Here is a 20,970-nt window from a genome sequence, read left to right as displayed (position 1 = left end):
GATGACCATGCGCTCACACCATCGAGACGATGCCGACGAAGCGACGACCGAATCGAGCGAGAACAGGCCAGCTGTCGTCGAACTCACGGACGTGTCGTTCGGGTACACGTCTACGCCCGTCGTTGAAGACATCAGTGTCAGTATCGACGCCGGGGAGTACGTCGCCGTGGTCGGCCCGAACGGCTCCGGCAAGTCGACGCTCATGCAGTTGCTGCTCGGGCTTCTGGAACCGGATAGCGGAACTGCGGAGTTGTTTGGCGTCGACGCGACGGCGTTCGACGACGGGGCCAGAGTCGGCTACGTCGCACAGCGTGCCGGGACGAGCCGGGAAATGCCCATAACGGTCCGCGAAGTGGTCAAGATGGGCCGGTTCCCACACGTCGGGTTCGGGCGTCTCTCCGCGGCCGATTGGCGTATCGTCGACAGGGCCATCGATACCGTTGGGATGTCGGGGTTCGCCGACCGGCGAATCACCCAGCTCTCCGGCGGGCAGCGCCAGCGGGCGTTCATCGCCCGGGCGCTCGCAGGTGAGGCTGACCTGCTCGTTCTGGATGAACCGACCGTCGGCGTGGATACCGAATCGGTCGACGCCTTCTACGGACTGCTCGAATCGCTCCACGCCGAGGGCATCACCGTCCTGCTCATCGAACACGACCTGCAGGCCGTCATCGAACACGCGGAGCGCGTTATCTGCCTGAACCGCGAGATATACTTCGACGGGCCATCGGCAGAATTCACCGACAGTGCGGCGCTGGCCAGAGCGTTCGGGACGGGTGCGCAGTCGCTGACCGGAGGTAACCGATGACGCTTGCGTTCGCTGCTGGCGGCGTCTACGAGGCGTTCCTCCCGATTCTCGAAGTGTGGTACTGGCTTCTGGCACTACTCTACCAGCTGACCGGACTGGACCTCATCAATCCAGAGTACACGTTCATGTACCGGGCGATACTGGTTGGGCTGTGTGTCGGCGTCATCGCACCGTTAATCGGGACTTTTCTCGTCCACCGCCAGCTCGCCCTCATCGGGGACGCACTCGCCCACACAGCCTTCGCTGGCGTCGCTGTCGGGCTGTTTCTCAACGCCGTCCTCGAACTGAGTGTTTCGCCGTATCTCACCGCCGTCGTCGTGGCTGTCATCGCGGCGTTGCTTATCGAACTCATCTCCGAGGCGACCGACGCCTACAACGACGTGTCGATGGCGATTGTCCTCTCGACGGGGTTCGCGCTGGGGACGGTCCTCATCAGTCTCAACGCTGGCGGTCTGGCCGTCGGTATCAATCAGTACCTCTTTGGCAACCTCTCGACGGTGTCCGCCGAGAATGCGGTCATCATGCTCGGGCTGTTCAGCGTCATCGTTGGGACGGTCGCGCTCACCCGCAATCAGTTGCTGTACGTCACGTTCGACGAGACCGCCGCCGCCGTCGCCGGGCTCCCGGTCGCCTGGTACAACCGGATTATGGTGATGCTGACGGCGCTCGTCGTCGTCGGCGCGATGCAGATCATGGGCGTCATCCTCGTCGCGGCCATGCTGGTCGTCCCGGTCGCCGGCGCGACACAGGTGTCCCGGAGCTTCTCGGAATCACTGCTGGTCTCGATTGTACTGGCTGAACTGGCCGTCCTGCTCGGTATCGGTATCTCGTACTACGCCGGTGCGACAGCCGGCGGCGTCATCGTTCTCGTCGCAGTGGGAATCTACGTCCTCTCGGTCTTTGCCGGGAAAGTCCGACAGACAGGCGCGCCGGATGAAACGCGAGAACTCGACACTATCAGCCAGGACTGAACGACTTTCTCGACTGAAGTTGATGATTGCAACCGGGAGCCACGGCTGGCGACGAAACGCTGGCCGATGAGCGAGTCACTGGAATGCGTCACAGTCGCTGCGCCCGCTCTGCCAGTGGACGACGTTGTCAGCGGTGTACTCGACAATGACATCGTAACAGTTGTTATCATCAAACGTTGTCTCCTCTGAAATATCGGTCCCGGCGATGGCCGTCGCTATCGTTATCTTGCCCTGTCTGTCCGGCAGCGTATCGTCCAACTCCACGGTTGCACCGTCCTCCGCGGCCCTCACAGTATGTGTCTCCTCGTACATCGTCTCACTGTCGACCGTGACCGTGAATTCGAACGTACGTGTCGCCGAACCGGTGTTCGTTAGCCGTACGCCAGCGAGTCGAGCGCTCGCAGGACTGAGTGCTGCACAGCCCGAGAGTGCAACGAGTGTTCCTGCTGTGAGAACGCTACGTCTGGAGGGCATTACTCGGAACTGTTCAGCCGTTCTGGAAAAGTCTTCTGTCGCTCAAATCAGCCGTTCGTCTCAGGCGCCCACCTGCGCCGCGATGGATGAGACCATCGTTTCCCACAGCGAGACCCCCATCGTCACGCTCAGGGCGAAGTCCGCGGCGAAAAACAGGAACAGCCCTGCGCCGACGAAGTGAGCTTTCCGCAGGTTGAACCGATGGGCGAACCGGTGGAAAAACAGCGCATTGGCGAGGCTCACCGGAATGATGGCGAGCATCTCACCGGTCCAGATAGCGCTGGCGTGGGCGCTGTACTGGGCGGCGAGCGTGATTGTAATGAGCTGAGTCTTGTCGCCGAACTCGCCGAAGGCCATCATCGCAAAGATTGGGAGGAAGCCGCCGAGCTTGTTCGGTACTTGCCAGTCGACGACGGGAACGCGAACGTCTAGCTGTCCGCCGTCAGTGGTGAAGCCGGACGCAGGCTCCTGTTGCTCTGCGCCGGCTGCCGGGGCACTGCGGAGCAGTAGTATCGCGAACAGCAGGAACATCCCGGCGGTGAGGCTTTCGAGGACGATGCCGGGCAATAGCGACGTGATTGCGGAGCCAAACCATATCTCCAGCGCCGTCCAGCCAGCGAAGGCCGTCCCCGCCGCGCTGACGACGAGGAGGGGGTTGAACCGCGTCGACAGGCCGGCGATGATGAACTGGACTTTCTCTCCGGGGAGGACCGCCAACTGCGCACCGGCCGCTATCGCGACCACTGTCAGCCACGTCGCGTCGCTCACGCCTGGCTCACTCCGTCTTCGCCCTGCGTATCCGGTGCGCGGACCTGAATCGCATCGGCGATGTGGTCCGGGAGCGACACCGACGACCCGCTCTCCAGCTGGACTGTCACCATCCCGATGGGTGCAACCTCCTCGATAGTCAGCACGGTCCCCGGCGTGATGCCGGCGTCGGAGAGATACGTGAGTTCGTCGGGGTCACGGTCCCGGACCCGTGCAACTTCAAGTCGCCCCCCTTCGCCGTGTTCTGACAGCGCCGTCGCGGACTCGTCGTCGATGGGGTCCAGCGAGTCGCTGGGAATCGGGTCCCCGTGGGGGTCGAACTCCGGTTCGTCGAGGACTGCCGCGACCCGTCGCTCGAACTCCTCGCTGATGTGGTGTTCGAGCACCTCCGCTTCCTCGTGGACCTCGGCCCAGTCGTACCCCAACTGCTCGGTGAGAAACGTCTCAAGCAGGCGGTGGTGGCGGATAATCTCCAGCGCCACCGTCTCGCCTTCCGGCGTTGTCTGCACGCCCTTGTACTTCTCGCGTTCGACCAGCCCGCGGTCAGCCAGCTTCTCGACCATACTGGTGACCGTCGGTGCCGTAACGTCCAGCATCTCGGCGATAGTAGACGGAGCAATCGGCGGGTCGCCGTCCCGCTCAAGGCGATAGATAGCCTTCAGATAATCCTCCATCTTGGCACTCAGCATACACCAAATTAGACGAATCTAACCCAAAAGATTGGCGGTTCCAACAACATTGTGCGCCGTCCACATTTGGCTGCCCGCTGTCACTCGTCGGCAGCGTACGTTTCGCGTCGGTTCCGGGTCAGCAGCCACAGGAACAGATAGCCGATGGCACCCAGAACGAACAGCGTTGCGGGGATGAGAAACGGTCCGAACGTCTGAACAAGCGTCTCAATCCCCGGCAAGCCGACCATACATTGACTAGGGACGTTGCCCTGATAAACCTCAAGGGTACGCCGGAACGGCTAGCGACTCGTTCGTCCGGGACTCTCGCGAGTTATCGCGTGAAACCGGTAAAACGGCCGAGAGCCAGTGTGGCCCGTCAGATGAGGTCCTGGTCTTCGAGCGAAGCCATGACGTCGTCGACGAAGTCGTCGACACTCTCGTACGGGAACTCCCCGTTGAGCTTCGTGTTCAGTTCCATCGCTGTCATCGAGAAATCGCCGGACTCGAACTTCGTCGACGGACCGCCCGGAAGTGCCGGGACGAGGTCCATCGGACTGGATATCGGGTAGTCTGCTTCCTCGAACGCCTCAACGAACTGTGAGCGGAGGTCTTCTCTGTCAACCATGGTCGGACGTTGTGGGAGTATTATGATAAAAGGTTCGACATCGGTACACTTTCCCATTGTTTGGAGTTTATTCGAGGCCTGCGACGTTCTGGACCCTCGTGGTACAGTCCCGATGTCTGAACAACCCACGCCTACAGTCGATGGGATATCCCGAGTACTCACCGGACGCGACTTTCGTCGTCTGTATCGCGCCGAGCAAGCCGTTCGGCGGTCTCACGGTCCGTCTCGACGCGTTGGTCGTGCTCGCTTCGAACCAGCGCGTACAGGGCCAGCGGTGCGGCCACCGCGAGCAACACGACCACGAGGAACAGCCCGGTCATGGCAGGCATCGTTAGCCGAGGAAGATGTCTGCCAGGTCGCTCCCGCCAGACCCGGTGTCACGGTACAGCTCCGAGTAGCCGCAGTTTGTACACGTGACGACCTGAAACTGGTTGGTCTGAATATCGAACATCTTCGAGAGGCCGCCGCCCGTGGTCGAGATGCTACCCACGTCAGTGCCGGTGTGACCACACTTCGGACAGCCGCGGTCATCAGTGGAATGTGTGTCGGAGGGCATTACACGCAACTGTTCTCTCCCCAGCATAACAAATCTGGTGCCACTGTGACACGTCCGTGGCTCCCTGCCAGTCGTCACAACCAGTTACTAGTATCTATCATATTCTATAAGCGCTGAAAACGAGGCGGGCGAACGTAATGGTGCACTATGCCAGTTCCCACCCGCCTCAACGGAGGGAAACGCCCACGTTATTTGTTTGTTATGAATCCCACCAAACTTCTGTGGCCTCAGTCGTCAGCGGGAATCGGCTCGCCGTGGGACACGTCGTCGCCAAGGAGCGTCATGAACTGTGCGAGCCACTCGGGATGGTCGGGCCAGGCCTGCCCGGTGACGAGGTTGCCGTCGGTGACCACTTCGTCGACCCACGAACACCCGGCGGCCTCACACTCGGCGCGACAGGCCGGGTACGACGTCATCTCGTAGCCGTCGAGCACGTCGGCGGCGGCGAGAATCTGCGGACCGTGACACAGCGCTGCGACCGGCTTGTCCTCCTCGAAGAAGTGCTGTACTGCATCCAGCACCTCGTCGTACGTCCGGAGATATTCGGGGGCACGCCCGCCGGGAACGACGAGTGCGTCGTAGTCACTGGGATTTACGTCGGCCATCGTCGCGTTCAGGACGAAGTCGTGGCCGCGGGACTCCATGTAGGTCTGGTCGCCGCGGAAATCGTGTATCGCTGTCTTGACTGTCTCCTCGGCCGCTTTGTCGGGACACACCGCGTCGACCTCGTGGCCAACCATCTGTAGTGCCTGAAACGGCACCATTATTTCGTAGTCTTCGACGAAGTCACCGGCGATCATGAGGATGTCTTTGCCCATTGGAAACACCACTGCAAGGTACGGCCGCCGTCAAAATAAAGTCGCAGGTGAATTACCAGCTCTGTGTCACACGTCGAGCGACGTCAGCACTTCTTCGATGTCTCCCAGCGAGTCGATGACGTAGTCGGGCGTTACGGCGCTCCGTTCCAGTGACCGCTCGTTGGACACGCCGGTCCGGACGAGAACGGTCGTCATGCCGTTCCGCTCGCCCATCGCGATGTCTGTCTCCAGTCGGTCGCCGATAATAACACACTCTGTTGGGGCACAGTCCAGCCGTTCCAGCGCCGCCTGAACGGCAATCTCCGATGGCTTGCCGAGTATCCGGTCCGGATCCCGCTCGATGACGCCGGCAACGGCGTTGATTATCGCCCCGGAACCGGGGACCGGGTCGCCGTCCTCACCGGGGAACGTCCGGTCCGGGTCAGTCCCGAGGAAGACGGTTTCCTCGTCGATGGCCCGGAGCGCGTCAACCATGTCGTGGTAGTGGAAGCCATCCGTCCAGGAGGCCAGCAACACGTCGGTCTCAGCGGGGTCCTCGACCAGCCGTGCCTCTGTCCCCGTGACCATACTGCGGAGCGGGTCACTCCCGATGACGAACACGTCGTCACCCGCATGGGACCCGTTGAGGTACTCGCGGGTGACGACGCCAGAGGAACAGGCCTCACCCTCACGGGCGTCGACACCCAGTCCACGCAATCGCTCGACGTACTCGCTTCCGTCGTGGATGGGGTTGTTCGAAAAAAAGCAGATTCCCAGGCCACGCTCTCTGAACACATCAATTGCCGACGCCGCGCCCGGCAACAGCGTGTCTCCGTGGTACACCGTTCCGTCCAGGTCGATGATAGCCCCCGCAACTGTCATTACCACTACTGGGGACCCGGCAGTAAAAAGTCCGTCTCAGTCGTGTAGTTCGACGCTCGACACCTCAAAACGCGCCCCGCCGCTGTCGCTCTCGGTCAGTGACACTTCCCAGCCGTGGGCCTCAGCGACCTGTTCGACGATAGCCAGGCCGAACCCGGTTCCGTCCTTCGTCGAGGAATAGCCCATCTCGAACACGTCCTCGGCGTCGCCTTCGACACCTTCGCCGTTGTCTGCGATGTAGAAGCCGTCGTTGGACTCCAGTAATCCGATCTCGATTTCGACGTCGCCGTCGTTGTGTTCGATGGCGTTCCGGAACAGGTTCGCCAGCAGGTCCTGCGCACGCCCACTGTCGGCGGCGAGTTTCGTGCTCGACGCGACCGACATGGATGCCTGTTCGGCCTCGATCCAGGTCCACGCGGTCGACGCCAGCGTCGATAGCTCCGTCTCCTGCGGATCACTGACGGTCTGGCCTTGCCGCGCCAGTGTGAGTACGTCCTCGATGATACAGCCCATCCGGTCCAGCGACCGGTCGATCTTGGCGACCAGTTCGGCCTCCTTGCTATCGGCGGGCTCCCCGAGCAAGTCGACCGCGCCCTGAGCGACATTCAGCGGGTTCCGCAAGTCGTGGCTGACGACGCTGGCGAACTCCTCGAGTCGGTCGTTCTGGCGCTCCAGTTCGCGCTGACGCTCGACACGTTCAGTGATATCGCGTGAGACCAGCTGGAAGGTATCTGACTTGCGATGGCTGTCGACAGGGATATACTGGTTGTGGTAATGTCGGCCTCCGACAGCGTCCTCGGAGCGTGTCGCAGTCCCGTTTTCGACCGCGCTTTTCCCGGCTTCGAGACGCTGGTTGGCCGCCTCGCTGTCCATCACCGCACTCAGTTGCTGGCCGACGAGCGTATCGGGGTCAGCACCCAGCCTGCCTGCCATCGAAGGGTTCACTGAGAGGATGGTTCCGTTAGTCGTCAGGTGGACAATACCGTCTGGTGAGTCCGACACAAGCGATTCGAACTTCTTGCGGGTTCGCTCCTGTGAGACGACGTTCTCGATCCGGTTTGCCAGCCGACCGTACTGTTTGTCTTCGACGACTTCGAGTTTCAGGAGGTAGTCGGCGACGCCCGCCGCGATAGCCGCGCTCGCTGTCTCCTCGTCTCCTCGCCCGGTCAGGAGAATGAATGGGATAGACGGGTTTGTCTCTCTGATCGCCTCAAGGAGCTCCAGCCCGTCCATTTCGGGCATTTCGTAGTCACTGACGACGCAGTCGAACCCGCCCCCCTCGAGCCGTTCCAGCGCTTCCGCAGCGCTGTTTGCAGCGACGGACTCAATGTCGTGTTGTTGCGTGAGCGTATCAGCGGTCATCTCTGCGAAAAAATCGCTATCGTCAACAACAAGCGTCCGTATATTAGTTTCAGATGTCATATGGGCGGCAAGGTCCTTATCCCCCCCAACGGTCTGTCCGTACTTATATTTCAAGGGAGCCAGGTTGCCCGCTGGTCCCGGCTATGGCGGTACCGGTGGGGCAATTGACACTCGAAGCGCAGGACTGTGATGAACCAGTGGGTCCGAGTTACGGGCCGATATGTCAACTAGTGAGAGTACAGACCCGGTCACAGTAGCGTCAACGCGGTCGAGTCGCCACGGGTCGTGGCCGACGCTGCCGACGAGCCGTGTCCCAAAGCGTCCCGTTGTGAAGTAACGCTGCCGGTCGACGAGGAACGAGGCCAGCGAGTCCGGCGGGATAGCCACTGGGTCACCACCGGCTGTGTACCGGCACTCGAACAGCCGCCTGTTGCCGGCATCAAGGACCCGGCGACGGTCAGCCGTTGAGAGCATCCGCGGGACGGCATCTCCCACTGTGATACGAAACAGTTCGGAGACCGCTGTCGCCGTCCGCCTGTCGTCACCGAACAGCCCGAGCACGCAAACCCCGCGCTGACCGGTTGGGCCGCGGACGTAGGTCCGAACCGTGAGCAACTCAGACGGCCCGGCGACCTCGATACCAAACGTCTCGACGCGGTCGACAGTCGCCACGACGGCCGACACCCAGGCGTCGCCATCGGCCGTCTCGACGGTAAGCCAGTCGGGAACTGCCGCTCGTACCGCTGCCTCGGAGACCGGCCAGTGACAGAAGCACACGTCGTCTAACGTGACCTGCAGCGGACGGAGGGCGACCACACAGTCATTGGGGGCGACACGCTAATCAGTGTACTGGGCGACCCCGTCGAGCCGGTGGAGCCGCCCCGCAGTCACCGGTATCTCGGCGCAGTAGTGAACGAGCGGGTCGCCGTCGGGCCTGTCGAACCCCGACGCGGCGAACAGGCCGTTCGTCCGAATATCTGCCTGCCCGCGCTGAAGCGGCCACGGCTCGTGGTCGATGTCGGCGTAGTACACCGTCCCGTCGTCGCTCGCGGCATAGAAGCGGTACCGCTCCACCAGGAACGACTCCACCGAGCCCGGTTCGGGTGTCGACGGCGGCTCAGTCGGCTCGTAGGTGGCGTGGAAATCCGCCGGTGGGGCCCGCGAACTGGTCCGCCGGCTCCGGAACTCGACGCTGTCGCCGTCGGTCCGGACCTGCATCGACGCCTGATAATAGGACAGCTGGAACAGCTGTCGGGCCAGCGTCACGCTGAGCCGGTCGTCGGCGTCGAGGTTGTAGAAGTACACCCCTGGCGTCCCGTCGGCGACCACGTAGGTCCGGAGGTTTAGCTCGCCGAAGGACCGCCCGATTGGACTGCCGCGCGGTCTGATGTCCGCCATCTGGAACGGGACCACACTGAGCCATGCCTGCCCGTCGTACGTGTCGACATCGAGCCCGTCCGGCAGTGTCGTCTGGACACTGTCAGGCTCGACTGGCCAGTGCATGAACCCCACGTCCCGCCACGTCATCGTCAGCAGGTCCATACCTGTCCATAGGAACTAGACGGGTTTCTGCCTGTTGTGGGGCGCGGTGACAGACAGCATAAGAGCGGCCGGTCGTGTCAGCACTAAAACTTTGTCAGTGCCGCTCCCAGCATCGCATATGGAGTTCGAGGTAATCCAGGGCGACATCGCTGCACAGTCGGCGGACGCACTGGTCAACGCGGCGAACACGAGTCTGCGGATGGGCTCCGGCGTCGCGGGGGCGCTCAAGCGTGCGGCCGGGTCGGGCCTGAACGACGAGGCCGTCGCGAAAGGCCCGGTCGACCTCGGCGGTGTCGCCACGACCGACGCCTACGACCTCGACGCCGAGTACGTTATCCACGCCGCCGCGATGCCACCGGGTGGTCAGTCAACCGCTGAAAGCATCCGCAACGCAACCCGAAACGCACTGGCTGAAGCAGACGCGCTAAACTGTGAATCAGTCGTTTTCCCGGCCATCGGCTGTGGCATCGCTGGGTTCGATTTCGAGGAGGGTATCAGAATCATCTGTGCTGTCATCGAGGAGTATCAGCCCGAATCCTTGACAGACGTGCGACTCATCGCCTACTCCGACGACGACTTCGAAGGGATGCAACGCGTCGCGGCTGGCGTTCGCAACTGACTGTCTGTCACAACAGGTGGACGCGCCCAGCACGCCACTCCCAGGCGACTTCCAGTGCGATCCAGCAGACGAGCCATATCGCGGCGAAGCTAAACACCAGCCACGTCGGCCCGAGATACGACGTGGTATCGGCGACAGACTGTAGCCACGGATAGGCCTGCAGACCGACGATGAGCGTCGCGACGAGCCCCAGTATCCCGGTCATGTAGTGTTCGGCTGCATTGCCTATCGAGCAAACGCAGGCGTCACCGCCCGCCGTTTCCTCGAGTGTCTCGCTGCTCGGCCCCCGAGCGTTGGTCATTGTTACCTTTCCTCATGCTAGGTTTGATTTTACTGTATCTTAACAATTTCGCCGGGATAAACCGCTGTCTGTACCCGTTTCAGGACACTCGCTTGGGGCGGCGAAACTCCCACGGGCGGACAGCCGACAGTATTATTCGTGGCCTGACACCCGAACCGGCTCGTAGGGGGCCTCCAGCCACTCCACGTCGCTCTCTGAGAGGTCGATTTCGAGCGCTGCAACCGCTTCTTCGAGGTGTTCGAGGCTACTTGTCCCGATAATCGGTGCGTCGACCCACTCCTTGTCGAGCACCCATGCCAGCGCTATCTGTGCCATTGAGGCGTCGTACTCGTCGGCCAACTCTTGTACGCGCTCGTTGACCTCGCGGCCGTTGCCCTCGTAGTAGGGGTGTTCGCGGGCGTAGTCGTCCGTCTCGCCCCGGACCGTCTCCTCGACCTGCTCGTGCGGCCGGGTGAGATAGCCCCGGGCCAGCGGACTCCACGGGATGACGCCGACGTTCTCTTTGTCACACAGCGGCAGCATCTCGCGTTCCTCCTCGCGGTACAGCAGATTGTAGTGGTTCTGCATCGTCTCGAACCGCTCCAGCCCCTCGCGCTCGCTCGTCCGGAGCGCATCGGCGAACTGGTGGGTCCACATCGACGACGCGCCGACGTGCCGCGCCTGTCCCCGCCGGACGGCGTCGTCCAGCGCCCGGAGCGTCTGCTCGATGGGTGTGTCGTAATCCCAGCGGTGGGTCTGATAGAGGTCGACGGTGTCCATCCCGAGCCGGGAAAGCGAGTTCGACAGTTCCTGCTCGATGGCCTTCCGCGAGAGCCCGCCGGAGTTAGGGTTGTCCTCGTCCATCTGGAAGTACCCCTTCGTCGCCACGACCTGCCCGTCGCGGTCGTAGTCATCGAGAACGGTCCCGAGGACGCGCTCAGACTCGCCCATCGAGTACATGTTGGCCGAATCGAAGAAGTTGATGCCGAGGTCGATGGCCCGCTCGATGACCTCGCGGCTCTCGTCCTCGTCGAGCACCCAGTCGCGCCACTCTGAGGTGCCGAAACTCATACAGCCCAGGCAGAGCCGGCTGACCTCCATGCCAGTCGACCCGAGTGTCGTGTACTCCATGCTCGGACTCGCGTCCGCGCTGGCGAAAAAAGTTCGCCGTCGGTTACAGTGATTCGGCTGCGACTCGCCCGATGTACACTCTGGCGACGGCGTAGCCGGCAACCGCCAGCAGGACCGCCCCGCCGACGTGGCTGTAGGTCAGTAGGGTTGGACTATCGACCGCAAGCTTCGCCACCGTCGTTGCCGGGTGTTCCGGGAGGAGTACGGCTCCGCCAAAGAGCACGAGCGTGAGCACGGAGAACAGTAACTGCGCCGGGCGACGGTTCTGGAGCGTGATGCCCAGCACGACCCCGAGCGTCACGACAACGACGGTGACTGCGGTGATGAACAGCAGAATCGCCGCCGGGTTCGAAACGGCGATGCCGTTCGTCGACAGCAGCGCAAGCCACATGAGAGCCTGTGCAGGGGCAAGCAACACCATCCCGAGCGCCTTTCCGTCAATGATGTCGAGCAGCGACACCGGGGCCACACGGAGCAGTTCCATCGTCCCACGTTCGAGTTCCTCGGTAACGGTGTCGACGGCCACCGAGCCGCTGATGAACGGCGGGAGGAACAGGAGCAGCGGAATCAGAATGGTGTAGGTGAACCCGAAGTACTGGCTCGCGCTGACGGTGTCCGGGAGCGGCACGGGCGGCTGGTTGAGATACGGCGTCCGCTCCAGTCGCTCCTGGCGCTCTAGGGCGCTGAGGACCCGGCGCACTTCGACGACAATAAGCGTCGACCGGATGCTCCCTTCGGGGACGGTGGCAGTGACTGCTATCTGCTCCCCCGGCCCGCTCGTCGACGGCACGTACTGGCCGCGCAATATCGCATCTACCCGTCGCTGGTCGAACGCCCGCTGTGCGGCGGCCTCGTTCTCGAAGGCGGTGACGCTGGTCCCGTCCTGTTCAGCGGCCGCGGCCTCCAGCTCCTCGCGGGCGTCGCCGGTGACGGCCATCTCCACCTCGCCGGCTGCGACCGAGCTGGGGTCGTACAGCGACGTGAGGCCGACGACGAGGAACGAGGAGAACCCCGCGACGAACAGCTGAATGAGCAACGCCAGCACGATAGTCTTCTCGCGGGAGAGCGACCGGATGTCCCGCCGGGCTATGACGACCCGCGGGTCGCGCCAGAGGGGGCGGTCCTCAGACAAGGGTGCTCACCACCGTGAAGTTGTAGGCGAAGTGGACGACGATAGCCACAGTTAGCGCAGCGACGTAGGCCCGTCGCCCGCGGCTCGCGCCAACCGATGAGATGGCTGCTGTCACCGTGTGCAGCGCCAGCGGGAGCAAGAACAGGAGCCCTGCAACCCACAGCGGCAGGCCGGCGGGCAACGTTGCGCCCTGCAGGGCAGCTTCGCCGATAGGCAGGCTCTCAAGGTCTGACAGCCTGGCGATAAGCAGCCCTTTCTCCCCGATAAAGAAGCCGAGTCCGGAGAGCGCACCGATGCCGAGCGCCGACCGGAGCGTCCGCTCGTAGCGGGCGTGCTCGTAGCCGGCGTAGACGTGCAGGCTCTTTGCCAGTTCCTCTATGACGACGATGACGCCGAGCACGAGCACGATGCCGAGCGACTGATTGGTCCCGAAGACGTTCAGCGACACCGAGTCGAGGACGAACAGGAACGCGATGGCCGCCAGTTCGGCGACGATGACCAGCGGCAACAGGACGATACTCATCTTTAACGCGCTCCGGCGGGAGTTGATACCACCAGCCAGCGCATCGAGCACCTTCAGCGGAATCGGCCGCTGAGTGAACATATCTTCTTCTCGGTAGAGACCGGCCCCCAGACCGAACAACACCAGTCCGGTCAGGAGCGGCGGTGTCGTCGAGAAGACGAACGACGAGAGCCCGACGGACTGGCCAGTCAGGTCGAGCACGACCAGCGTCAGCGGCGAGATGAGCGCAATCGGCGTCACGTCGGTGAAGATGGCCGGAACGAACGCGTAGGAGGTCAGCGTCACCGTAATGGTCACCGTCACGAAGGTGAGTTCCTTGAACGAGCGGGCGAACATCGCCCCGCAGAACGTCGCCGAGAGGAAGAGCACGACGAGCGGGACCACCGCCAGCACCGCGACGTAACTCCCCGCTGGCGCGATGTTCCCGAACCGTAGCGCCGCGGTGATGAGCGCCGCCACGCCGACAGCGCCCGCGAGGTACGGGAGTGTCTTTCCGCCGATGATGTCGCCCCGCGAGGCCGGCGTCACCAGCAGGAGTTCACCGCGGCGGTTCAAGCGTTCCGAGAGCATCGACGAGCCGTAGGCCTGAATAACGAAGTTCATCGGCACGATGTAGAGGAAGGCAAGCACGAGCGACTCGAAGGGGAACGGCGGCGAGATGTCCGACGGGGTGCCACCCTGTACGTCGCCGGTCAGCCGCGCGCCGATAGCGCCGAGGTTTGCGCCGCTGCCACCGGCGGTTCCGCCGTCACCGCTCGCGACCGAGCCGCTGGTGCTCACATTGCTGTCGACGGTCTCTTGGCTGCTACCGCTGCTATCGCTGTCATCGCCCGTTGCCGAGCTATCGCCATTGCTTCCGTCGCTATCATCGCTGCTGCCGTCGCCCGTTCCAGTACTGCCACTGGTGTCCGAATCGCTCCCGCTCGGAGCACTCGTCTCTCCCTCATCGGCGACACTGGTGCCGCCGTCCGAGGAGCCAGACCCGTCACTGCTGTCGCCGCTCCGGGGGTCGAGTTGGCTGCCCCCCGACTGTTGCTCGTAGACAAGCGTCACAGAAACGGGGAACGCGGCGGTCTGGTTGTCGTCCCGAGCGAGCGTCCGGTCGTTGTACTGCGCCGTGCTGTCGCGGAGTTCGGTAAGCGCAGCCCGCTCTTTGGCTGTCTGTGGCACGTTCTGAAGCCGTATCCCCCGATACAGGAGTTCCTGTTGGCGTCGTTCGATGGCTGCTGGGTCCGGCTCACGGATATCGAAGGTCGAATCATCGGCCGCGACGCCGTAGTAGGGACTGCTCTCGTCGACGCCGATCCGGTAGATGCCGTCGTCCATCCCCGCACCGGTGCCGCCACTGACGGCTATCGCGGCGACCGCGCCCATCGCAACGAGGGACAGCGCCATCACGACGATGGTCCGCTTGTCGACACCGCCAGCGTTTTTTGTCACCTCCCACTTCGCGACGCGCAGGAGCTTATCCAGTTGCATCTACTCCGCGTCCTCCTCGACGTACCGCGTGCCGCGAGTGCCGGCCTCAGCGACGTTGAGGAACACCTCCTCTAGGCTGGACTCCTCCGTCCGTATGTCGACCACGTCACCGCCGTTTGCCTCCGCCTGTTCTCGCGTCGCTTCGACGGCGTCCATGCTCTCGACGACCCGCTTGTACGACCCGTTCTCCTGTACTGCGTCGGGCACGTCGACTGTCGTGTAGACGTGATACCGCGTGTGGCCGTACTCGGCCTGGAGTTCTTCGAGGTCGCCGCGGGCGACGATTTCGCCCTCGTTCATGATGACGACCCGGTCACAAATAGATTCGACGTGAAAGAGGTTGTGCGCCGAGAAGACGATGGTCTTGCCTTCCTTTGCTAACTGCTCAGTGAACTCGATGACGTAGTTCGTCGTCAACGGGTCCAGCCCCGACGCCGGCTCGTCGTAGATGAGCACGTCAGGGTCATTGATAAGGGAGCGAGCGATGGCGACCTTCCGTTTCATCCCTTTGGACATATCGCCGAGCTTTCGGTCGCGGTGTTCGAGTTCGAGTTCGTCCAGCGTGTCGTGCATCCGTTCCTCGGCCACGTCCGGGTCCACGTCGTAGAGGTCGGCGAAGAATTTCAGGTAGGAGATCGGCGTCATCTCCTCGTACAGCGGCGATTCCTCGGGCAGAAAGCCCAGCTGCTGTCGCATCTCCGCGGTTTCGGTATCGAGTCCCGCTATCTCGGCGGAGCCGCTCGTCGGCTCCAGCAGGCCCGCAAGCATCTTTAGCGTCGTTGTCTTGCCGGCCCCGTTTGGCCCGATGATACCGAACACTTCGCCGCGGTCGACCGAAAACGAACTGCCCTGTACAGCGACGAAACCGCCGTACTCCTTCCGAATATCACGGGCGTCAATCATCTGCCGATTGATTACGAGTGAACTAACCTATACCTTGGCTCCGGTCTATTGCTTCTGATAATGGCACTCGAACTGGGAACGAGCAGCGTTTCGCTTGAAAAAACACCGGACGGACGGCGGCTGGTCGTCCGGCACGGCGCCGACACGTCGGTCGACACCGTGTGGAATATCCTGACCGACACCGACTGCTGGGCAGACTGGGGGCCGTCTGTCACAGCCGTCGAAACAGCGACTCGGTATATCGACGACGGGACGACCGGCCGCGTTTGCGTTGCTGGTGCGGTGTGGCTCCCGTTTGAAGTGACAGCATGTACGCCGTACCGCTGGACGTGGACCGTCGCACGGCTTCCGGCGACTGGACACTTCGTCGAAGAACGGGCCGGTGGCTCCGTCGTCGGGTTCGAAATTCCCCCGCTGGCAACTGGCTACGCCCCGGTGTGTGCCCGAGCGTGCCAGCGGATCGCCACTCTGGCACAACAACGCGACGCGTAAGCAGCGACCGCGCCGAGCATCAGGGCTGAATCGGTGTCTTCGAGCGCGTGTCGGTGTCTTCGTCGGAGCGAGGTGTTTTCGTGACGTTCGTGATTTCAAAGCGTGTCCCGCCCTCGTCGCTTTCAGTTATGTCGATTTCCCAGCCGTGGGCTTCGACGATGCGCTGGACGATTGCCAGTCCGAGCCCGCCTTCGCCGTCAGTGGTGGTGTAGCCGTCGTCAAGCACTGCATCACGCTTGGCGGGCGGGATTCCGGAGCCGTTATCGGCGACGTAAAACCCACCAGCCATCTCGCCGACACGGACCGTCAGGTCAACACTGCCACGTTCGAGAGTGTCCGCTGACGGTGACTGCCTGCCCGTGGACCCGTGCTCGACACTGTCGTCGGACTCCGTCTGACTGCCTGTGGAACCATGTTCCACGGCGTTCCGAAACAGGTTCTCGAACAGGTGACGGAGCCGATCCGGGTCAGCGTCGATGACGGCTGTTACCTCGTTTTCTAGCGTCCCATCCATCGTCGGCACGGCCTCCCAGCAGCCGTCGACCAGTTCTGCGAGAGCAACGGTCTCCGTATCGCTGATGACGTGCCCGCTCCGGGCCAACGTTAGCGTCCGGTCAATGAGCGTTTCCATCCGGTCCATCGCTGTTGCAGCCGCCTGCAGGTGCTTCGAGTCGCGGTCCATTCGTTCGAGTTCGACCTGCCCAGACGCGACGTTGAGCGGGTTCCGGAGGTCGTGTGCCACAACGGCGGCGAATTCGTCAAGCCGTTCGTTGCGCTGCTCGATGGCCTCCCGTTGGAGTCGCTGCCGCTCGGCCTCGACAGCCCGGGATATCGCACGTGCCTCGAAGATACCCATCACAAGGCCGCCAGCGCCGCCGACGACAGCCGCGAACAGTGCCCAGCCGATGTCTTCACCCAGCGACCCCGTCGGCCAGGTGAAAATCATCACCACATTCAACAGCAGAAAAGCGACCAGTCCGCCAGCGAACCAGACCCCGATACGCCGATACTGGTCCGGGTCAATCTTCGAGTTGTCGAGCCAGAACCCGCCGACGATGATCGCTGCTGCAAACGGCACAACTGCCAGCATACTGACTACGAAATCTGCCGTCAAAAGGGCTGGCAGTCCAGCGTCAGAAAAATAAAAATAGTTACCCACACCTCCGAGGAGGAGGAAAAACCCGACTCCCTGAATAAGGGCTGGCAGGCGGTCTGAGCGGCGATCTGGGTGTGTCACTTCCGCATTTGTTTGTGATACGCGCATTTACCGCTACTGGCCAACTGAACAGGCGAGCGACATATGTCCAATCGTTGTCGTCCGACAGCTACCGTCCCGGTCTGTTCTTTCTACCAGCTACTGCTTGGTTACGCGTGCGTCCGATACTTTGTGGATGTCGTCGTCAATGCCGGTGCCGTCGCAGTCATCGTTCGGACATCGATAGTGCCAGCCATCTTCTGTGGCCGCTCGTTCGGTAAACCGGTCGCCACATTCGTCACAGTAGAGCTGCCCGTCCGAACACGTGTCGCGGTGGAGTTCGAGTTCGAGCTCTGTGCCAAAGGTCCGCTTGCAGTTCCGACAAATATGAGGCATATTCGAAAATACAGATTCATCCCTTATAGCGATACCGGAACGTTCACGGCCGCTTCTTTCCGTTGACGGAAGGTACCGGTCGGCTGCCGTCCGTCGGTTTTCGGTGTCACATACATCTCACATCTCGGACAGTAAAGCGTGGCAGAGCTGACTATCCATGTACACATCCCGGCAAAGGCCAGTTCGGGGCCAGATACTTCGGCCACTGTGTCTCCGACTCACCACTCTGCTATATGTGACAAAATCGCTAGCCCGTCGTCACGTCGATCCGCGTGCCGCCAGATTCGCTCTCATCGACCGACACGGTCCACCTGTGGGCTCTCGCCGCGGTGTCGACAAGGAACAGTCCGTACCCCTCACCCTCCCGCGTTGTCCCAAAGCCCTGTTCAAACACCTTGTCGCGGTCCGCTTCGGGAATTCCCGGGCCGTCATCGGCCACGTAGAATCCCGAATCAGTGTCACCGACGGTGACGGTTACCGGTCCCTCGCTGTGTGCGACCGCGTTGTCGAACAGTTCGCGGAGGAGCAACTGCAGTCGGTCGTGTTCGGCGTCAATAGCCGCGTCCGTCTGTACTTCGAGCGTCGCGTCCTCGTAGCTTGCTGCGGCCCAGACCTCAGTGGCTACGTCAGCCAGTGCAAGTGAATCGGTTTCCGAGACAGGACATGCGGTGCTTCCGATGCGAGAGAGGTCGGTCAGCAGCGACTCGACTCGGTCGACGGACCGAAACAGGGCATCTTCGTGGGGCTCACCGATGTCCAGTAGCTCTAACCGGCCCATGACGACGTTCAGCGGGTTCTTCGCGTCGTGGGAGACGCCGCTCGAAATCTCGTCCCACTGTCTGGCACCGACCCGCCAGTCAGTCGGCCACCGGGTCGCGTACGCGTCGAGCTTCGCGGCCAGCAGGGATGCCGGCGTTTCTGCGGTCACATACTCGGTGACGCCGGCCCGGAGCGCCTCGGTGACCCGGTCCGGTTCGGGGTTGGTCCCGACAAGCACAATCGGAATCTCAGCCCCGCCTGCCCGCAGTTCCTCGAATGCCGCAACCCCGTTGTACTCACCGTCGTCACCGAGAACGACACCCCTGACGTCCCCGTCGTTCAGCCGGTCCTGTACGGTGCTCGTGTCTGGGACTGCCTCGGCGGTTGTCTCGTCCGTCGTCAGTGCTTCGGAGAGTGCCTTAGCCAGGTCAGTCGCTTCGGTACCGGCCACGAGATAGACGGTGCCACGAGCAGGCGTCATCCCGTGCTACTACGAAAACAGGCGGTAAGAAACCGACGGTGCCCTACAGTAGGTCTTCGACGTGGTCGGCGACTTCTTCCGGCGTGTCACCGACAGGGACGCCGTTGTCCTCTAGCGCGGTAATCTTCGACTGCGCGGTCCCGGTACCGGAGCCGGAGACGATAGCGCCGGCGTGGCCCATGCGCTTTCCGGGCGGTGCGGTCCGACCGGCGATGAAGCCGGCGACCGGCGTGTCCATGTGCTCGCCAATGAAGCGCGCGGCCTCCTCCTCGTCTTCACCGCCGATTTCGCCGCACATCACGACGGCGTGGGTGTCGGGGTCGGCCTCGAACTGTTCGAGCGCGCCGATGAAGTCCGTCCCGATAATGGGGTCGCCGCCGATGCCGATGGCCGTCGACTGGCCGATGCCGCGGTTAGTGAGGTTGTCGACGACCTGGTAGGTCAGCGTCCCCGAGCGGGAGACGAGACCGACGTTCCCGGACGAGAAGATGTTCCCCGGGAGGATGCCGAGCTTGGCGACGCCGGGCGTGATGACACCGGGGCAGTTCGGACCGACGAGATGCGTGTCGGTCTCCTGCAGTTTGCGGTAGACCCGGGCCATGTCCTGGGTCGGAATGCCCTCGGTGATGGCGACAACGAGGTCGATACCCTTCGCATCAAGCGCCTCGAAGCAGGCGTCACCAGCGAAGGCCGGCGGCACGAACACGACGGCAGCGTTCGCATCGGCCTCACGGGCCGCGCCCTGCACGGTGTCGAACACCGGCACACCGGCGACTTCCTGTCCGCCGCGGCCGGGCACTGCGCCGGCGACGACGTTCGTGCCGTACTCCAGCATCTGCTCGGTGTGGAACTTCCCTTCACCGCCGGTAATTCCCTGTACAACGACGCGCGTGTCTTCGTCGACTAGAACACTCATGCTTCCACCTCCTTTGCGTACTCAACCGCACGCTGGACGGCGTCCTCCAGCGTGTGCTCGACCGTCACCAGATCCTCGTTCAGGATTTCCATCCCCTCCTCTGCGTTGGTCCCTGCGAGTCGGACGGTGACCGGCTTCGGGATCTCGTCGAACTGCTCCAGCGCCTGATTGATGCCGTTGGCGACCTCGTCACCACGGGTGATACCGCCGAAGATGTTGAACACGACCGAATCAACATTCTCGTCGGAGAACACCATATCGAGCGCGTTTGCGATACGGTCGGCCTTCGCGCCGCCACCGACATCGAGGAAGTTGGCGGGCTCGCCGTCGTAGTAATCAACGAGGTCCAGCGTCGTCATCACGAGGCCCGCACCGTTACCGATGATGCCGACGTTGCCGTCGAGTCGGACGTAATCGAAGCCGTACTCGTCGGCCTTCTGTTCGAGTTCATCGCCTTCCGCCGCTTCCTCGCCCATCTCCGCGATTTCGGGCTGGCGGAACAGGGCGTCACCGTCGACGTTCATGACGGCGTCGGCCGCGATGACCTCGTCATCGCTGGTAATCATCAGCGGATTGATTTCCGTGTCAGCGCCGTCGCGGTCGTCCCAGAGCTGGTACAGCGTCGTGAGGACGCTCGCCACGTCGTTTGCGACCTCGCGGTCGACACCGGCCTCGTAGACGACTTTCCGGGCCTGGAACGGGTGCATCCCGAAGGCCGGGTCGATGTGCTCGCGGGCGATGGCGTCGGGGTCCTCCTCGGCGACCTCCTCGATGTTGACGCCGCCTTTGGTGGACACCATTGCGACGGGGCGGCCCTCGCCGCGGTCCATCGTCACGCCGACGTACAGCTCGTTGACGAAGTCGACGGCTTCCTCGACAAGCACCTTCGAGACGTGGTAGCCCTTGAGGTCCATCCCGATGATGTCCTCGGCGGCCTCGCGGGCCTCCTCCTTGGACTCGACGAGTTTGATGCCGCCGGCCTTACCGCGGCCGCCCACGTGGACCTGTGCTTTGATGGCGACCGGATATCCGATTTCCTCGGCCGCGTCGACGGCCTCATCTACTGTCTCGGCCAGCTGCGAGGCGGGCGTCGGGATGCCCGCGTCAGCGAAGACTTGCTTCGCCTGGTATTCGTGCAAGCGCATGTCATGCAGAAAGGCGAGCGGTGGCGATTTAAATCCGTCCGTTTCTCTTCTTGCGACCAAGCAGGT

The 20,970-nt window shown here is 62.7% G+C and carries 26 protein-coding genes; 4 read left to right on the top strand and 22 right to left on the bottom strand.

Translation table 11 applies throughout. The features are described 5' to 3' along the window. The first annotated feature begins 1 nt into the window (after position 1). Together RR_RS06210 and RR_RS06205 are read left to right on the top strand one after the other, a co-directional pair. Positions 2-805 carry a metal ABC transporter ATP-binding protein gene (locus RR_RS06210; RefSeq protein WP_011223057.1) on the top strand — a complete coding sequence of 268 codons (804 nt, stop codon included), beginning with the start codon at positions 2-4 and terminating at the stop codon, positions 803-805. Further along, entirely contained in the window at positions 802-1,776 is a 975-nt protein-coding gene (locus tag RR_RS06205; RefSeq protein WP_011223056.1) for a metal ABC transporter permease, read from the top strand. Before RR_RS06210 ends, RR_RS06205 begins: the two co-directional genes overlap by 4 nt. 75 nt (positions 1,777-1,851) lie before the next feature. Here the strand turns inward: RR_RS06205 and RR_RS06200 are convergent, their stop codons facing one another. The 12 genes from RR_RS06200 to RR_RS06155 form a co-directional block, all read right to left on the bottom strand. Beyond that, positions 1,852-2,250, bottom strand: coding sequence for a hypothetical protein (locus RR_RS06200; protein WP_011223055.1), 399 nt, complete (start codon positions 2,248-2,250; stop codon positions 1,852-1,854). A 60-nt stretch (positions 2,251-2,310) separates the two neighbouring features. Further along, the gene (locus RR_RS06195) at positions 2,311-3,018 is read right to left on the bottom strand and encodes a TMEM165/GDT1 family protein (RefSeq protein WP_049938770.1); all 708 of its coding nucleotides are present in this window, start codon (positions 3,016-3,018) and stop codon (positions 2,311-2,313) included. Beyond that, a complete protein-coding gene (locus RR_RS06190) occupies positions 3,015-3,707 on the bottom strand; it encodes a metal-dependent transcriptional regulator (RefSeq protein ID WP_004962401.1) in 693 nt (230 codons plus the stop codon). The genes RR_RS06195 and RR_RS06190 overlap by 4 nt, the downstream gene beginning before the upstream one ends. An 80-nt stretch (positions 3,708-3,787) precedes the next feature. Further along, positions 3,788-3,937, bottom strand: a complete 150-nt coding sequence (locus RR_RS22310; protein ID WP_004962400.1) for a hypothetical protein — start codon at positions 3,935-3,937, stop codon at positions 3,788-3,790. 128 nt (positions 3,938-4,065) lie between these two features. Further along, a complete protein-coding gene (locus RR_RS06185; protein ID WP_004962398.1) occupies positions 4,066-4,314 on the bottom strand; it encodes an MTH865 family protein in 249 nt (82 codons plus the stop codon). Positions 4,315-4,472: 158 nt separating this feature from the next. Then, on the bottom strand, positions 4,473-4,634 hold the full coding sequence (locus RR_RS22305; RefSeq protein ID WP_004962397.1) for a hypothetical protein: 162 nt from the start codon (positions 4,632-4,634) through the stop codon (positions 4,473-4,475). A gap of 11 nt (positions 4,635-4,645) precedes the next feature. Next, positions 4,646-4,870: a zinc ribbon domain-containing protein gene (locus tag RR_RS06180; protein ID WP_004962392.1), complete on the bottom strand. Its 225-nt coding sequence runs from the start codon at positions 4,868-4,870 to the stop codon at positions 4,646-4,648. Between the two features lie 227 nt (positions 4,871-5,097). Next, complete coding sequence (locus RR_RS06175; protein WP_004962389.1) at positions 5,098-5,688, bottom strand: DJ-1/PfpI family protein; 591 nt, start codon at positions 5,686-5,688, stop codon at positions 5,098-5,100. Positions 5,689-5,754: 66 nt separating this feature from the next. Next, positions 5,755-6,549: an HAD-IIA family hydrolase gene (locus tag RR_RS06170; protein WP_004962387.1), complete on the bottom strand. Its 795-nt coding sequence runs from the start codon at positions 6,547-6,549 to the stop codon at positions 5,755-5,757. Positions 6,550-6,585: 36 nt separating this feature from the next. After that, the gene (locus tag RR_RS06165; protein WP_011223050.1) at positions 6,586-7,971 is read right to left on the bottom strand and encodes a response regulator; all 1,386 of its coding nucleotides are present in this window, start codon (positions 7,969-7,971) and stop codon (positions 6,586-6,588) included. A gap of 81 nt (positions 7,972-8,052) precedes the next feature. Next, positions 8,053-8,727 (bottom strand): DUF2071 domain-containing protein, encoded by a 675-nt coding sequence (locus RR_RS06160; protein ID WP_004962383.1) that lies wholly within the window; start codon positions 8,725-8,727, stop codon positions 8,053-8,055. A gap of 21 nt (positions 8,728-8,748) precedes the next feature. After that, complete coding sequence (locus RR_RS06155; protein WP_004962378.1) at positions 8,749-9,453, bottom strand: YqjF family protein; 705 nt, start codon at positions 9,451-9,453, stop codon at positions 8,749-8,751. Positions 9,454-9,571: 118 nt separating this feature from the next. Here RR_RS06155 and RR_RS06150 point away from each other — a divergent pair, with 118 nt between their 5' ends. After that, positions 9,572-10,072: a macro domain-containing protein gene (locus tag RR_RS06150; RefSeq protein WP_011223048.1), complete on the top strand. Its 501-nt coding sequence runs from the start codon at positions 9,572-9,574 to the stop codon at positions 10,070-10,072. Between the two features lie 7 nt (positions 10,073-10,079). Here RR_RS06150 and RR_RS06145 read toward each other — a convergent pair whose 3' ends face one another. The 5 genes from RR_RS06145 to RR_RS06125 all read right to left on the bottom strand — a co-directional run bounded on the left by RR_RS06145 (position 10,080) and on the right by RR_RS06125 (position 15,520). Beyond that, on the bottom strand, positions 10,080-10,373 hold the full coding sequence (locus RR_RS06145; RefSeq protein ID WP_011223047.1) for a hypothetical protein: 294 nt from the start codon (positions 10,371-10,373) through the stop codon (positions 10,080-10,082). A 132-nt stretch (positions 10,374-10,505) separates the two neighbouring features. Beyond that, on the bottom strand, positions 10,506-11,483 hold the full coding sequence (locus RR_RS06140) for an aldo/keto reductase (protein WP_011223046.1): 978 nt from the start codon (positions 11,481-11,483) through the stop codon (positions 10,506-10,508). A 43-nt stretch (positions 11,484-11,526) separates the two neighbouring features. Continuing rightward, positions 11,527-12,615, bottom strand: a complete 1,089-nt coding sequence (locus tag RR_RS06135) for an ABC transporter permease (protein WP_049938769.1) — start codon at positions 12,613-12,615, stop codon at positions 11,527-11,529. Further along, entirely contained in the window at positions 12,608-14,617 is a 2,010-nt protein-coding gene (locus RR_RS06130; RefSeq protein ID WP_007188002.1) for an ABC transporter permease, read from the bottom strand. The genes RR_RS06135 and RR_RS06130 overlap by 8 nt, the downstream gene beginning before the upstream one ends. Continuing rightward, entirely contained in the window at positions 14,618-15,520 is a 903-nt protein-coding gene (locus tag RR_RS06125) for an ABC transporter ATP-binding protein (protein ID WP_007188001.1), read from the bottom strand. It abuts the gene before it with no gap. Between the two features lie 60 nt (positions 15,521-15,580). Between RR_RS06125 and RR_RS06120 the strand changes: the two genes are divergently transcribed. After that, positions 15,581-16,012 (top strand): hypothetical protein, encoded by a 432-nt coding sequence (locus RR_RS06120; protein ID WP_007188000.1) that lies wholly within the window; start codon positions 15,581-15,583, stop codon positions 16,010-16,012. Between the two features lie 19 nt (positions 16,013-16,031). Here RR_RS06120 and RR_RS06115 read toward each other — a convergent pair whose 3' ends face one another. From RR_RS06115 to sucC, 5 genes are all read right to left on the bottom strand, one after another. Beyond that, positions 16,032-17,102, bottom strand: a complete 1,071-nt coding sequence (locus tag RR_RS06115) for a sensor histidine kinase (protein WP_004962350.1) — start codon at positions 17,100-17,102, stop codon at positions 16,032-16,034. A 264-nt stretch (positions 17,103-17,366) separates the two neighbouring features. Further along, positions 17,367-17,603: a hypothetical protein gene (locus tag RR_RS06110; RefSeq protein WP_004593153.1), complete on the bottom strand. Its 237-nt coding sequence runs from the start codon at positions 17,601-17,603 to the stop codon at positions 17,367-17,369. A 247-nt stretch (positions 17,604-17,850) separates the two neighbouring features. After that, positions 17,851-18,843 (bottom strand): ATP-binding protein, encoded by a 993-nt coding sequence (locus tag RR_RS06105; protein ID WP_011223043.1) that lies wholly within the window; start codon positions 18,841-18,843, stop codon positions 17,851-17,853. Positions 18,844-18,886: 43 nt separating this feature from the next. Then, the gene (gene sucD / locus RR_RS06100) at positions 18,887-19,759 is read right to left on the bottom strand and encodes a succinate--CoA ligase subunit alpha (protein ID WP_011223042.1); all 873 of its coding nucleotides are present in this window, start codon (positions 19,757-19,759) and stop codon (positions 18,887-18,889) included. Beyond that, positions 19,756-20,904 carry an ADP-forming succinate--CoA ligase subunit beta gene (sucC, locus tag RR_RS06095; RefSeq protein ID WP_004962343.1) on the bottom strand — a complete coding sequence of 383 codons (1,149 nt, stop codon included), beginning with the start codon at positions 20,902-20,904 and terminating at the stop codon, positions 19,756-19,758. The genes sucD and sucC overlap by 4 nt, the downstream gene beginning before the upstream one ends. Positions 20,905-20,970: the final 66 nt, after the last annotated feature.

Source organism: Haloarcula marismortui ATCC 43049 (assembly GCF_000011085.1).
Classification (GTDB): Archaea; Halobacteriota; Halobacteria; order Halobacteriales; family Haloarculaceae; genus Haloarcula; species Haloarcula marismortui.
This window is presented reverse-complemented; position numbering and strand designations above follow the sequence as displayed.

Coding starts and splice junctions, on each gene's coding strand:
- RR_RS06170 (WP_004962387.1), bottom strand. CDS start 6,549: ATGACAGTTGCGGGGGCTATCATCGACCTGGACGGAACGGTGTACCAC.
- RR_RS06200 (WP_011223055.1), bottom strand. CDS start 2,250: ATGCCCTCCAGACGTAGCGTTCTCACAGCAGGAACACTCGTTGCACTC.
- RR_RS06180 (WP_004962392.1), bottom strand. CDS start 4,870: ATGCCCTCCGACACACATTCCACTGATGACCGCGGCTGTCCGAAGTGT.
- RR_RS06140 (WP_011223046.1), bottom strand. CDS start 11,483: ATGGAGTACACGACACTCGGGTCGACTGGCATGGAGGTCAGCCGGCTC.
- RR_RS06190 (WP_004962401.1), bottom strand. CDS start 3,707: ATGCTGAGTGCCAAGATGGAGGATTATCTGAAGGCTATCTATCGCCTT.
- RR_RS06110 (WP_004593153.1), bottom strand. CDS start 17,603: ATGCCTCATATTTGTCGGAACTGCAAGCGGACCTTTGGCACAGAGCTC.
- RR_RS22310 (WP_004962400.1), bottom strand. CDS start 3,937: ATGGTCGGCTTGCCGGGGATTGAGACGCTTGTTCAGACGTTCGGACCG.
- RR_RS06165 (WP_011223050.1), bottom strand. CDS start 7,971: ATGACATCTGAAACTAATATACGGACGCTTGTTGTTGACGATAGCGAT.
- RR_RS06115 (WP_004962350.1), bottom strand. CDS start 17,102: ATGCTGGCAGTTGTGCCGTTTGCAGCAGCGATCATCGTCGGCGGGTTC.
- RR_RS06185 (WP_004962398.1), bottom strand. CDS start 4,314: ATGGTTGACAGAGAAGACCTCCGCTCACAGTTCGTTGAGGCGTTCGAG.
- RR_RS06210 (WP_011223057.1), top strand. CDS start 2: ATGACCATGCGCTCACACCATCGAGACGATGCCGACGAAGCGACGACC.
- RR_RS06145 (WP_011223047.1), bottom strand. CDS start 10,373: ATGACCAACGCTCGGGGGCCGAGCAGCGAGACACTCGAGGAAACGGCG.
- RR_RS06125 (WP_007188001.1), bottom strand. CDS start 15,520: ATGATTGACGCCCGTGATATTCGGAAGGAGTACGGCGGTTTCGTCGCT.
- RR_RS06155 (WP_004962378.1), bottom strand. CDS start 9,453: ATGGACCTGCTGACGATGACGTGGCGGGACGTGGGGTTCATGCACTGG.
- RR_RS06130 (WP_007188002.1), bottom strand. CDS start 14,617: ATGCAACTGGATAAGCTCCTGCGCGTCGCGAAGTGGGAGGTGACAAAA.
- RR_RS06105 (WP_011223043.1), bottom strand. CDS start 18,843: ATGACGCCTGCTCGTGGCACCGTCTATCTCGTGGCCGGTACCGAAGCG.
- sucD (WP_011223042.1), bottom strand. CDS start 19,759: ATGAGTGTTCTAGTCGACGAAGACACGCGCGTCGTTGTACAGGGAATT.
- RR_RS06175 (WP_004962389.1), bottom strand. CDS start 5,688: ATGGGCAAAGACATCCTCATGATCGCCGGTGACTTCGTCGAAGACTAC.
- RR_RS06205 (WP_011223056.1), top strand. CDS start 802: ATGACGCTTGCGTTCGCTGCTGGCGGCGTCTACGAGGCGTTCCTCCCG.
- sucC (WP_004962343.1), bottom strand. CDS start 20,904: ATGCGCTTGCACGAATACCAGGCGAAGCAAGTCTTCGCTGACGCGGGC.
- RR_RS06120 (WP_007188000.1), top strand. CDS start 15,581: ATGGCACTCGAACTGGGAACGAGCAGCGTTTCGCTTGAAAAAACACCG.
- RR_RS22305 (WP_004962397.1), bottom strand. CDS start 4,634: ATGACCGGGCTGTTCCTCGTGGTCGTGTTGCTCGCGGTGGCCGCACCG.
- RR_RS06150 (WP_011223048.1), top strand. CDS start 9,572: ATGGAGTTCGAGGTAATCCAGGGCGACATCGCTGCACAGTCGGCGGAC.